General features: G+C 58.4%; 9 protein-coding genes and 1 pseudogene. 3 read left to right on the top strand and 7 right to left on the bottom strand.

Features of this window, described 5'->3' with window-relative positions; all coding sequences use genetic code 11:
• Positions 1-52: 52 nt before the first annotated feature.
• Positions 53-1,420: an APC family permease gene (locus tag G437_RS0100055; RefSeq protein WP_024330559.1), complete on the bottom strand. Its 1,368-nt coding sequence runs from the start codon at positions 1,418-1,420 to the stop codon at positions 53-55.
• Positions 1,421-1,589: 169 nt separating this feature from the next.
• On the opposite strand from G437_RS0100055, the gene G437_RS0100050 reads away from it, so the two are divergent.
• The gene (locus G437_RS0100050) at positions 1,590-1,832 is read left to right on the top strand and encodes a hypothetical protein (protein WP_024330558.1); all 243 of its coding nucleotides are present in this window, start codon (positions 1,590-1,592) and stop codon (positions 1,830-1,832) included.
• A gap of 160 nt (positions 1,833-1,992) precedes the next feature.
• Here the strand turns inward: G437_RS0100050 and G437_RS0100045 are convergent, their stop codons facing one another.
• The 5 genes from G437_RS0100045 to G437_RS0100020 all read right to left on the bottom strand — a co-directional run bounded on the left by G437_RS0100045 (position 1,993) and on the right by G437_RS0100020 (position 8,792).
• A complete protein-coding gene (locus G437_RS0100045; RefSeq protein WP_024330557.1) occupies positions 1,993-3,087 on the bottom strand; it encodes a cytochrome d ubiquinol oxidase subunit II in 1,095 nt (364 codons plus the stop codon).
• Positions 3,084-4,700 carry a cytochrome ubiquinol oxidase subunit I gene (locus tag G437_RS0100040; RefSeq protein ID WP_051141842.1) on the bottom strand — a complete coding sequence of 539 codons (1,617 nt, stop codon included), beginning with the start codon at positions 4,698-4,700 and terminating at the stop codon, positions 3,084-3,086. Before G437_RS0100040 ends, G437_RS0100045 begins: the two co-directional genes overlap by 4 nt.
• A gap of 1 nt (position 4,701) precedes the next feature.
• Entirely contained in the window at positions 4,702-6,288 is a 1,587-nt protein-coding gene (locus G437_RS0100035; RefSeq protein ID WP_081638862.1) for a DUF3152 domain-containing protein, read from the bottom strand.
• Positions 6,289-6,537: 249 nt separating this feature from the next.
• Positions 6,538-7,548: a LacI family DNA-binding transcriptional regulator gene (locus tag G437_RS0100025; protein WP_024330553.1), complete on the bottom strand. Its 1,011-nt coding sequence runs from the start codon at positions 7,546-7,548 to the stop codon at positions 6,538-6,540.
• A gap of 68 nt (positions 7,549-7,616) precedes the next feature.
• A complete protein-coding gene (locus G437_RS0100020; protein WP_029769094.1) occupies positions 7,617-8,792 on the bottom strand; it encodes a Gfo/Idh/MocA family protein in 1,176 nt (391 codons plus the stop codon).
• Between the two features lie 189 nt (positions 8,793-8,981).
• Here G437_RS0100020 and G437_RS0100015 point away from each other — a divergent pair, with 189 nt between their 5' ends.
• Together G437_RS0100015 and G437_RS0100010 are read left to right on the top strand one after the other, a co-directional pair.
• Entirely contained in the window at positions 8,982-10,487 is a 1,506-nt protein-coding gene (locus G437_RS0100015; protein WP_024330551.1) for a sugar porter family MFS transporter, read from the top strand.
• A 112-nt stretch (positions 10,488-10,599) separates the two neighbouring features.
• A complete protein-coding gene (locus tag G437_RS0100010) occupies positions 10,600-11,529 on the top strand; it encodes a TIM barrel protein (protein ID WP_024330550.1) in 930 nt (309 codons plus the stop codon).
• Positions 11,530-11,806: 277 nt separating this feature from the next.
• Here G437_RS0100010 and G437_RS11385 read toward each other — a convergent pair.
• A pseudogene (locus tag G437_RS11385) lies at positions 11,807-12,073 on the bottom strand (hypothetical protein); the annotation flags it as partial.

Raw genomic sequence — 12,073 nt, 5'->3', positions numbered from 1 at the left:
AAGTTCCTCCGCGGCAGCTACTTCGGGGTTGCTCCCAGTGTTGCCACTGCGGTTAACCGTCTAACTGCAGGGGTGGGGGTGGTTTGGTAAAGCCTTTGGTTTGCCAGGCCAGGATGCCGACGCCTACGACCACCCAGGCGGCCCCTACGAGGTAAGAGAACCATTCCAGGGAACTCCACAGGTAGGAGATGAATGCAAACCCGGCCAAGGGGGCTAAAAGGTATGAGAAGAGGGCGCGCATTCCCCTTTTTTTCTGGTCCACCCAAAAATACTTGAAGGCTGCTAGGTTGACGGCAGCAAAGGCCACTAAAGCGCCGAAGTTGATCATGTAAACAGCCTGCTCAAGTGTTAGCAGAAGGGATACAAGCGAAAGCCCAGAGACGAGCAACGAAGCAACGTAGGGGGTCTTAAAGCGCGGGTGTAGGCGCGACAAAACCATTGGCAGCACCCGATCCCTGCCCATGGTGAAAAGCACGCGCGAGACCGACATTTGCGCTGCCGTACCGCACAGTGTCGTACCAAAAATGTAGATCGCCAAAAAGACTGTGGCCAGCATGGGCCCGCCAATCTTTCGCATCATTTCTGTGCCCGCTGCATCCAGATTAGTCAGGTCGCGCCAATTTGGGTACAACTGCGAGCCGGCCCACGCAACCAGAAAAAACAAAATGCCAATAATGAGTGTAGAAAGCATTATCGCCCTCGGAATATTTTGGCGTGGCTTTTTGGTTTCTTCAGCAAGGTTAGACACTCCGTCGAAACCTAAAAAGGCGAAGGAAAGAACGGCGGCGGCCGCCATTACTGTGCCGAGCGAACCCGACTGGGGAGCGATAGGAGCGATTAAAGTTTCGGCGCTGAGATGGTCGGCGTGAATAAAGGCGAGTACAGAAAAAATCGCAACTATGCCGCTACCTGCTACGGCCAGGGCGATGTTTAGTTTCCCCACCCAGGTGACGCCAACCATGGCCAAAATGCCAACTAGAATTATTGACGCCAAAGTGAATATCCACGGCGGGATAGAAGTGAATAGGGTGTTCAAATACAAGCCGGTCAGAAGAAAGTTCACCATGGGCAGGAATATGTATCCAAGCAACATTGTCCAGCCGACGAAGAAGCCCGCATAGGGGCCAAAGGAAAGACGCGCATACATGTATGCCGAACCTGACTTCGGTACGGCCCAGGCCATGCGCGCGTAGGAGTGGGCGGTGAGGAGCATTGCGGTTAGGGCGATTATGTAGGCAGCGGGAAGGTGCCCATCCGAGAGCTTCACCCCGGTGCCGTAGATGGTGAATACGGCTAGCAACCCCATCGAAGCTAGGCCGTAGGCTACCACCGAGGGTAGTCCTAGAACCCTATTCATGGCTTCGGTTTGGCCTGCAATTTTATCTTTTGTTGTGAGCGGTGGGCTAGAGCGAGCTGCCATACGTACCCCCTTGTACGTTGTGGTGTGGTACGCAACATACCAGCTATCTGGGACTTAAGTCTTGGGTTGTTCCATTATTTGGACCCCTTATTGACGAGGGCGGGGCGGTGGCAGTGCGGGCAAGGGCCAGTTGGGTGCGCTCGGTAGGGGTGCTAGTTAGACTCGAGGGGTGAAAAACGCAATTGTATTTACGGCTGGGTTTCTTGCCCTCGACTTTGTGCTGTACTGGGTGGTGCTTTCGCTGGCAACCGGGCAGGGCTTTTTCGCACTCAAAGCAAGCGTGCTGATTGGGGCACTCATGGCGGCTACCGCCACCACCGCCTTCTGCGTCTACAAGTTCGGCAAAGATAAGGGTGCCCCGCGCGGGCCGCAAACCTCCCAATCTGAAAGCCCGTACGAAGAACGCCGGTAGTCCGGGCGGGCTTTTCGGCGAAAAGTAGATGCCAGTTGTTAGGGCGGCAAGGCCCTGCCGGCTAGCCGGAATAGGCTCGGGCAAGCCGGCTGAAGCAAGGCCCCGCTAGGGCAGGTCGCTGCGGCACACGGCAGGGTTGGCCTTCGGCTAATCGGTGCGGCTAGTCGAAGGGAGTAGCCAAGGCGGCGAAATCTACGCGCGAACCCAAAGTGCGATGCGACCACCAGGTGAGCACTCCTGCCAGGGGGATGCCCACGGCGGCTGCCCCAACTAGCACTGCCAGCGCGGGGCCAGATGAGGCGGCCTGGTTGACGGTCAGGTTGTAGGCCTCGTTGACCGTGGACGGCAACAGCACAGGGTAGGCGGCAACGTAAACCCACACGGTAGCTAGTACCAGGGGAGAGGTGGCCAAAGCAACGTGCAGGGCGAGGATGCGCCCTCGGAAAACGAATTGGGCCGCCACGGCCACCACCAGTAGGGCGATCACCGCCCAGCCAGCTTTATTGCGCCCGTAAGCGATCTGCCCCCAGAACGCCCAAGCCAGAAGGAGGATACCTGCAACTGGCGAGAGATTGGTGCGCAGGGTGTAAGCGCGCTCTTGGGGTTCGCATTCGAAGTTGATGCGCTGTAGGGCCCACACCGCGCCCACGTACGCCAAGTAGATTAGCAGCGCTAAGGCTCCTACCAGTGCGAAGGGGTTGAGGGCGGATAGGGGGGATCCGGTTACCGAATGCGCGTAGGCCGCCAGGTCGGGGTTTACGGGCCCATTTGGGTCTATTAGGGAGGGGTCTGCTATGGCCCCGCCGCGAGTGTTAATAACCTCGACGGGTAGGCCGCGCAGTTGGGTGGCAAAGATGATTGCGAAGCAGAAAGTGATCACTACCGTGCAGGCGATGTGTGCCCAGTCGAGGGCGGCCCCCACCTTAGCTGAGACTTGCTCGCGCCATTCGATGGTTACCACGCGCACTACGAGGGCGAAGATTAGCAGTAGGAAGTAGGTTTGCAGCCCGGAAAGTAGGGAGGCGTACCATTCGGGGAATGCTGCGAATAGTGAGGACACGAACGCGATGAGCCATACTTCGTGGCCTCCCCAATGTGGGGCAATAGTGCGTCCGAGCAGGGCTCGTTCGTCTGCGCCTTTGCCTATGAGCGGGAGGGTGAGGCCGGTCCCCAAATCTAACCCGACTAGCGCTAGCGTGGTGGCCATCAGGGCGCAGGCCAAAAAGTACCAAATGAATTGCAGTGTGGTGATCATTGGAAGGACAGCTCCCTAGCGTGGCTTTGACGTTTGCGCGCCTTGGGTAACCCGGCACGCACCTTTTTGGCAACTAGGACCGCCCATACTACGGCTAGCAGCAGGTACAGCAGGGTGGATAGGGTCAGCGAGAGCGCCAGTTGGGTGGGGGAGACTCCCACCTGTGACAGGCCCTGGTTGGTTAGCAGGTACAAGTCGGTTTTGCCGCCCTCGAAATTGGGGTGAACGATCCACGGTTGGCGGCCGACTTCGGTGTAGACCCACCCCGCCACTGCGGCAAGGGACGGCAGCGGCAGCAAAGCTAGCCCCCACAGGCGGCCCTTGCGGGGCGTTCTGCCCGAGCGCGTAGCTATAAGAGCCCCTATGGCAAAAAGGGGCACTAGCAGCTGCAACAGTATCATCAGGCGGAAAGACCAGAAGGTGAGCATAAACGGCGGGTGGTAGCTGTCAGTGCGGCCGCGCTCAGAGCCGGCCTTGCCGAAATAATCCTGGTAGGAACGTTCAATCTCGGGTACCGACAGTACCTTGCCCGTAAAGGAACCGGTGGCTAAGAACGAAAGGCCGCCGGGGATAGCGCCATAGGTTTTGATGTTGGAACAATCTGACCCGAAAGCAATGAGCGCCAGCGGGGCTCCCCCTTCAACGGGTTTGCAGTAGGCCTCGCCCGCAGCCAGCTTCATGGGCTGCTCGGTGGCCATCTGAATCCCCTGCAAGTGTCCCGTTATTAGGGTTAGCACAGAAGAAGCCAGTATGGCCCACGCGCTAAAGCGCACCAGGGGCCGCCAAGTTCGCGAAGCACTACCTGCCGCTGCGCTACCTGCCGCCGGGGCCGGGCTAGCCTCGGGCGAGGCCGGAGTGGGGGATGGGCGGGCGGCATTGGCGTGGGTGCGGCGCGTCTTCACCATCCACCACCAGGAAATGCCGCCTACTAGGGCGCCCGCCACGATCCACGAGGACACGCACACGTGCAAGATGGCGGTCCAGAGTGTCCAGTTGGTAATGATCGCAACAAATCCGGCCCACCCGTCGAGGGCGGCGCGGCCGGTGGCCGGGTCGAATACGGCCCCGACCGGATGTTGCATCCAGGAGTTTGCCCCAATGATGAAGCAGGCGGAAAGATGGGCCGCCAGGGTGAGACCCCAGATGGTGGCCGTGTGCAGGCGCGGAGAGAGCGCGCCGTAGCCGAAAACCCACAGCCCTAAAAGGACTGATTCGGTGAAGAAGGCGAACAGTGATTCTAAAGCCAACGGGGTGCCGAACACGTCGCCCACAAACCGGGAGTATTCTGACCAGTTCATGCCGAATTGGAATTCTTGAACTAGGCCGGTGGCCACGCCCACCGCGAACGTGACCACGAAGATGGGGCCGAAAAAGCGCACGGCCGACCACCAGTGGCGTTCTTTGGTGCGCAACCACATGGTTTGGCAGATCGCCAAGAATAGGGAAAGCCCTATGGAAATCGGCACGATTATGTAGTGGTAGATGGTGGTGATGGTGAACTGCCAGCGGGCTAGAGCTAGTGGATCTAGCCCGCCTTTGTCGGGGGCCACCCCATCGCCTGCGGCCTGTAAAAGCCCGTGCGCAAACCCCTCTTGAAGCAGGTAGGGAACCATGTCACCGGCCTTCCGTTGCGTCGGGGTCGACCCAGCCGTTGGGTTTGCACCCACCCAACTCGTAGGTTTGTGATTGCATGACGTTTGCTACTTCGCCTTGCCCGGGGCAGTCGGCAGCCTTCTTTCCGGTGGCTAGGCCAATGAAGTAATTCAGCAGGTAGGCCCGGTATTCGTCGGCGCTGCCGCCGGCGTCGTGCCAGGCGTCGGCTGAGTTGAACCAGCGGTCGGAATTTAGCATTACCGTGTTGCCAACCAGGCAGGAGGCAAACCCGTCGTCAACGGTACCCGCGCAACGTTTCTTGATAGTGCCGGGGGTGACCAGCTGCAGGTTTACTTGCGGCTGGTAGTCGGTGCGGGAAAAGCGCATTCCCTGGGCCGGCCAGGAACGCGAATCGTTCAGCGTGTTGTGCACCGATTCGGCGAAGGCGGCCGAGTCAATGGGCATGCCTTCTTCGTATGAGAGGTTGTAGGCCACCTGTTTGCCCTCGCCTTCGGGGGCGGGCTTTTGGCCTGGGATCGCAATCAATCTGCCTGTAGCGGTAGGAGCATCGTAGCTGCCTTTTAGCCCCGAGGGCACTTCTGTGGTGCGCACGGTAGGTACCGGGGAGGGCTCTGTCGAGGGCGTGGGGGAGGCCGTTGGGGAGGCGGAAGTTTTCTTGTCCGAGGGCAGCACCTGGCTTTCGGTATCGGGCCGCTGCAGTTTGAAGAACCCGAAAATGGCCCCAGCAATTAGGGCGAGCAGGCAAATAACTATTGCGGCCCCTAGCCACCAGCGCGATTCTTGGCGTTTCAATTCCGAGGAAGAGCCGGATTCGGTTTCCTCTAGGTTGGCCTCGCGGGCGTTTTTGTGGGCGGTCTCTTCTGCAGGGGCGCTAGCTAGCGCGGCCGTGCTTGTATCCGCCCTCGCGGGAACGTGGGCGCTGGCGATGGGGGCGGCTTCGCCCTGGCTGCCCCTAGCGGGATTCCCCTTGGCCGGCGAGGCGGCACTTTGGGAACCGGTGGGGCCCGGGGGTGTAGTTTGCGCTCCCGAGGCAGAGCGGGCGGCGGACTTGCCAACGATTGGGGTCGAACCTGTAACAGGCTTGATTGCGGGCAGGTGCGTCAAAGTTGTCGAGGGCGAGGTGGCGTCGTGGGCGTCGTCGTAGTCGCGCATAGACAGGCGCGGGTTGTGGATGCGGCCCTTTTGTGATTGGTCTAAGGAAGCCACTCGCGGATCCATGGTGGAATACCAGCGTGGGGAGGTTTTCCGGCTGGCTGCCTGCGTGGGGCGCAGGGCGGGGCGCGAAAGCGAGGAGGCGCGTGTGCGCAGTGACTTGCGTGGTTTTAGGGTTTCGGATTTAGCCGCCGTATTGGAGCGTTTGAAGGAGCGGCCTGCCCCGCGCCTGCGCGCCTTAGGGGGAACCGACTTTTCAGGTGCGGGCGGCTCCGGCACGCTGCCACCTGCCGCCGCGGGTGCGGATGAGTGGGTGCGGCGATGTGAGCCACGTGCTGCGCGGCGGCGCGAGGAACGCGAGGGAAACTCGTGGGGTACACTACCACCCTGGCCGGCCGAAGGCGTTGCGCCTTCACGGGACGGTTTCTGGTTCATAGTCAAAGGCTCCCTGGACCTGTGGGAAACATTTTTAGGCAGGGCTATTAGTCGCTGTCAGCAACCCCGCTGAGATCGGCGACCACAGACCGCGATCACCCATAAATGCTACAACATGGCAGCAACTGGCGGTGTTTACCGGCAAAAATGTGATACGCGGACAAAATTAATTGGGTACACACGTGTGCATAAAAAGGCTTTTTGGGTGGCACGCTATGGTATGGGTGGCTCGTTTTGCCCAGGGCTTGCCTAGCACGAGGGCGGCGCTACAGTATCGCGTTCTACTAAGGTGGGGGCGAATCTAATGAGCTCGTGCCCGCCGGCGTCACCGGATTCGATGCGCTCGAGCAGCATTTTTGCGGCGCGTTGGCCTTGCCGGTAGGGGTGCTGGTCAATGGTGGTCAGGCCGGCGCGGGCGGCGGTTTCGGTGCCATCAAAGCCGATGATCGAAATGTCTTCCGGAACGCGCAGGCCCCTGCCCCGAACTATGTCCAAAACTTTCAGTGCGATCAGATCGTTGCCGCAGAAGAAGGCGCTAGGGCAGTTAGGCGAATTCAAAAGCTCTCCGATAGTGTTGGCGCCGCTGCCGTTTTCAAAATCTGCGTCCACTACTTGCGGCGTTAGGCCTGCCGCCTCCATGGCGCGGTAGTAGGAGACCTGCCTATCTTCGTAGGGGATGTGGGAGGGCAGACGCACGTGGGCAATGCGTTTGTGGCCCTTGCCCAGCAGGTAGTGCGTTGCCAGGCGGCCGCCCTCGGTGTCGTGTGAACAGACTGAATCTATGCCCTCTTTTTCAATGTCGCGCGTAACCGACACGAAGGGAATAGATCTTGATGCAGCCAGAAGCGATTTGGTAGATCCAGAATAGCCGGCAAGCACAATTGCGTCTGGCCGGAAAGAAACCAGCGAACGCAAGTTGGCATCTTCCTTATCTGGGGATACCCCGCCCTCCATTACTAATATTTGGTGCCCGAGCGGCGACAGTACCGAGGCCAACCCGTTCCAAATCTGCACAAAGATGGGGTTCACCAGGGAGCTAACTAGTAGGCCTACGAGCTTGTGGGCCCTGTTGCCGGCGAGCGAGGTGGCAATGTCTGAGGCTATGTACCCCATTTCTTGGGCAGTTTGCAGTATGAGCTTGCGCTTTTCGTTGCTAACTCGCCTAGACCCGTGCAGTACCTGGGATACCAGCGGCCTGGACACGCCGGCGCGGCGGGCTATGTCGGCCTGCGTGACGTAGTGGCGCCCCTTTCCAGTCATGACAACAGCCTACACAGAGGCGCCTTGCCGTTAGGGAAGGGGCGCACGCTAGTCATTTGATTGGCCGCCTACTTGACCGCAACCGGTTTGCCGGTTTCAGCTGATTCGAGTGCGGCGGCAATTACCTTCATGGTGGGAATTGCCTCCGAGAACGGGTTCGAAACCTGTTCTCCCTTCACCAGGGCGCGCACGAACTCCTGAATTTCTGCCATGAAGGCTTCGCCGTAGCCGGTGCCAACGCCGCGGCCGGGCATTGCGGCGGTGTATTCGAAGTAGGGCATGGCGGGGCCGGCAGAAATGACGCGCGGGCCGTCGAAGCCGTCCTCGTTTTGGCCTTCCTCGTAGACGATGAGCTGGTCCATGGCAAGGGACGAGAACTTGGCGTGCCCCTTGGTTCCGTACACTTCGATCGCTAAATCGTTCGGGGTGCCCTTTGTGATGCGCGAGAGGGTGACGTTGCCGATTGCGCCGTTCTTCAGTTTCAGGTTCAGCAGTGCGTTATCGTCGTTCGTTACTTCGCCGACCTCAGTTTCGGAGGCCTTCTGCGAGTGTCCGATGCCGCCTGCCGGCATGGGCCGCTCCTTGATTACAGTTTCGAGGAGGGCGGAGGAGACCTCTGTGACGTCGTCGATTATGTAGCGGACGGTGTCGAGGGTGTGGGCGCCAATGTCGGCTAGAGCGCCACCGCCGGACTGTTCTGCCACGTAGCGCCAGGTGCGGGGTTGCTTGGGGTCGGCCGCGTAGTCTGCGTAGTACATTGCCCGGAAGAAGTGGATGTCGCCTAGGCGGCCGTCCTTTACCAGGTCGTGTAGTGCGGCGAGGGCGGGGATGCGGCGGAACGAGAAGCCTACCGCGTTTAGGGTGCCCGCCTGCTGGGCGGCGTCTACCATTGTTTGGGCTTCTTTGCCGTCGAGGCCGAGGGGCTTTTCGCAGAAGATTGCCTTTCCTGCGGCCAGAATTTCGGGGACGATTTTTACGTAGAGGCGGTTGGGTAGCGCAATAGAAAAGGCGTCGATGTCGGGGCGCTCTTCTAGGACCTTCTTGTAGTCGGTGGCTACGTTTTCGAAGCCGTATTTGTCTGCAACTGTGCGGGCGAGTTCCTCGTTGCCGTCGATGACGGTGTCCAGAATTATTTTGGTTCCTGCTACCTCGGGGTCCATTGCGGCATTCCTGTAGCCGAAGGCGTGGGATTGGCCTGCATAGCCGGCGCCGAGTAGTGCGATTTTAATAGTTTTGTTTGCCATGATGAATCTCCTCTTTGAGCGATTGGCCCCCCATTGGGTCAAAAAGTGCGACGAAAAAGGTTTCCGACCTGGGCCTTGACACTATTTGTGAGTTCCTTTATCGTCGAACTACGCACAACGCTATCACGTGATAACATGGCGGTCAACGACGAAGTTCAGATTGCAAAAGTCATCAAAGGAGATGCTTAAATGTCTGCAACAAAGCCCGCTTGGAAACTCGGGGACGAGGCTCCAGGCATACAAAACATAGACTTCAATAGCCCAGCTCATAGGCAGCATGCGCGCCGGAAAATCAATATCGTAACTCTAGCTATCACCATGGGCGCGCTTGCCTTCGGCTACGACACGGGCGTTATTTCTGGGGCACTCCCATTTCTTACTAATCCGATTTCTAAAGGCGGGCTGGGGCTGACCCCGTTTACGGAAGGGCTAGTAACCGCTTCCTTGCTGCTTGGAGCTGCCTTCGGGGCAATTCTTACGGGACGCTTTTCTGACGCTTACGGGCGAAGACGTTCAACCCAGGTACTGGCCCTGGTCTTCTTTGTGGGGGCTCTGGGAACGGCGCTGGCGCCGAACGTGGTGGTGATGGTCGTTTTTCGAATTATTTTGGGATTCGGCGTCGGAGGTGCTTCGGCTACTATCCCAATGTTCATAGCTGAGCTTGCGCCCTCGCACGTGCGCGGGCAATTGGTGTCGCGAAATGAACTCATGATCGTTACCGGCCAATTGTTGGCCTACACCTCGAATGCCGCGATCGGGCAGTGGGGCAACGAAGCCAACGCGTGGAGGTGGATGCTGGCACTATGCGCTATTCCGGCCGCACTACTATTTATCGGCGTTCTATTTGTACCCGAATCGCCGCGCTGGCTGATAAGAAATGGGCGACTCCAAGATGCCTGGCACGTACTTGCGGATCTGCGCACTGAAGATCCCCAAGCAGAAATAAAAGAAATAGATGCGCTAGTACAGCGTGATGCCCGCGAAAAGGGGACCATAAAAGATTTGGCCACCCCGTGGATACGCCGCATCACCCTAATCGGGATCGGCTTCGGCATTGTTATTCAGCTGACTGGCGTGAACGCCATCATGTACTTTGCGCCCACAGTGCTCATATCGACGGGGCTAGGAACGCAGGCCTCTTTGGTGGCAACCATTGCCAACGGCGCGGTGTCAGTAGCGTCAGTGGCGTTCGGGCTCTGGCTGCTGGGATACATGAACCGCCGGAAAATGTTGATGATCGGCATGAGCGGGATCGTTATTTCGCAGATCCTACTCGGAACCGCATTCTTGGTTTTGCCACAAAGCTGGGCGCGCTCCATCATAATTTTGGTGCTGATGCTAGCCTTCCTATTCTTCATGCAAGCATTCTGCGCGGTCTGCTTCTGGCTGATGATGGCGGAAATCTTCCCACTGAAGGTGCGCGGCATAGCAATGGGGGTTGCCGTCTTCTGCCAGTGGATATCGAACATGATCGTAACCTTCATGTTCCCAATTCTTCTGGACGCCCTCGGCGGAAAAACCTTCTACATTTTCGCCGCCATAAACGTATTGTCTTTGCTGTTCCAATGGAAATACTTACCTGAAACGCGGGACAAAACCCTGGAGGAACTAGAACGGGAATTTGCCGCCGGAAAATCCGGCAAAGAACCGGCTCCAGCAAAACCCACCAAAACTCTACCTGCTGCGGAGGGATAACACACTAAAAAAATACGCCCAACCGGGTTGAACAATCGGCCTCAACGCGAATACACCTATTCGCTTCTTCCACTAAAACTTGCAAATCCATTCAACAAAACAAGGAGTAACAATGACGTTCGCAAACTCTGAAAAGTACCCCAAGCTGACCCTAGGCATCGCGCCGGATTCGTGGGGCGTATGGTTCCCAGAAGATGACAAGCAAATAGCCCCTCTAGACACCCTGGACCAGATGGCAGAAGCTGGGTTTTCGGTGCTGGAAACAGGCCCGTTCGGCTACTTCCCGAGCACTGCCGAACAGCTAAAGGAAGAAACTGAAAAGCGTGGCCTAAAGGTTGTTGCCGCCACCACCCAGTCGGGCGCCCTCTACGACAAGGGCACGTGGGAGGAAACCGAAAAGGTTATGCGGGCCAATGCCGAACTGCATGCCGCTCTGGGAGCTGAACACGTAGTGTTCCTTCCGCCCTCGTTCATCGACTACAAGACTTGGCAGCCTACCGAAGATCACGACCTAAATGACGAGCAGTGGCACACATACATGGACGGTCTAAACCACATGGGCAAGATTCTGAAGGAGGACTACAACCTGACGTTGCAGCTCCATTCGCACGGGGACACCCACATTGAAACGCGGGCGGACATTGACAGGATGATGGCCGACACCAACCCCGAATACGTTTCCTTCTGCTTAGATACGGGCCATGTGGTCTACGGTGGGGAAGACCCGCTGAACATTATTCGCGACTACCCAGAGCGGATCGGGTACGTCCACATCAAGGCCATGGACGTGGACATTTTGAAGGAAGCCCGCAAGAACGGCTGGCCTTTCGGTGAGGCAGTAGCGCACGGGGTTTCCGTAACCCCGCCAAAGGGCGAACCCGAAATGCACGACCTGGTCAAGGCTTTGGCTGATCTGGACAAGGAACTGTACGTGATCATCGAACAGGACCTATACCCTGTCGATCCCAAGTTCCCACTTCCGAACGCAATTGCTACCCGCAAGTTCCTGGCCGACTGCGGGCTCGGCAAGTTCGAGGAGTAGGAAGCCGAACCTGCGCTGATGTGAGGTGCTGCGGCCGGTCTGCGATGTTGTCACTCCGGCGTGTGGCAGCAGAGCCGGCAGGTAGATTGCGGCGCCCATATCAGGTGGAAATGTCGCAGGTAGGCATCTTATAGGTGAAGTAGACGCTTCGGCGTCAGGGGGAGTCCAGTATGGGTGGGCTCCCCCTTTCTTCTGCCCGCAGCGCAGTGGGGGTGTGCGTGGGGTTTTGGTGAGGGCGTGTGGTGTGGTGGGTTGGTTTGGTGTGTTGGTGTGGGTGTTAGTGGCCTTGTTCTTTTTCGGCGTCGTTGGTTAGGACGGTGGTGGTGTTGGTGACTTCGAAGGGGGTGGATTGGGAGGTGGTTTGTAGGTTTTGGTCTAGTTTTGCGCTGGGTAGGCCGGGGGCTTGGTAGTAGATTTCCCAGGTGGTGGTGAGGGTGATTTGGCGTTTTTTGGCGGGGGCGTATTCGTGGGTGATGGTTTGGTTGGGGTAGGCGGCGCCGGGGGTGTGGGTTTGGGTGGTGGTGTTGTCTCCCCAGGCCCAAGT

The organism is Winkia neuii subsp. neuii DSM 8576 (assembly GCF_000420405.1).
GTDB lineage: Bacteria > Actinomycetota > Actinomycetes > Actinomycetales > Actinomycetaceae > Winkia > Winkia neuii.
This window is presented reverse-complemented; position numbering and strand designations above follow the sequence as displayed.

Excerpts from the sequence above, each read along its gene's own strand:
- G437_RS0100025 (WP_024330553.1), bottom strand. The coding sequence starts at position 7,548 with ATGACTGGAAAGGGGCGCCACTACGTCACGCAGGCCGACATAGCCCGC.
- G437_RS0100015 (WP_024330551.1), top strand. The coding sequence starts at position 8,982 with ATGTCTGCAACAAAGCCCGCTTGGAAACTCGGGGACGAGGCTCCAGGC.
- G437_RS0100055 (WP_024330559.1), bottom strand. The coding sequence starts at position 1,420 with ATGGCAGCTCGCTCTAGCCCACCGCTCACAACAAAAGATAAAATTGCA.
- G437_RS0100040 (WP_051141842.1), bottom strand. The coding sequence starts at position 4,700 with ATGGTTCCCTACCTGCTTCAAGAGGGGTTTGCGCACGGGCTTTTACAG.
- G437_RS0100010 (WP_024330550.1), top strand. The coding sequence starts at position 10,600 with ATGACGTTCGCAAACTCTGAAAAGTACCCCAAGCTGACCCTAGGCATC.
- G437_RS0100045 (WP_024330557.1), bottom strand. The coding sequence starts at position 3,087 with ATGATCACCACACTGCAATTCATTTGGTACTTTTTGGCCTGCGCCCTG.
- G437_RS0100035 (WP_081638862.1), bottom strand. The coding sequence starts at position 6,288 with ATGAACCAGAAACCGTCCCGTGAAGGCGCAACGCCTTCGGCCGGCCAG.
- G437_RS0100020 (WP_029769094.1), bottom strand. The coding sequence starts at position 8,792 with ATGGCAAACAAAACTATTAAAATCGCACTACTCGGCGCCGGCTATGCA.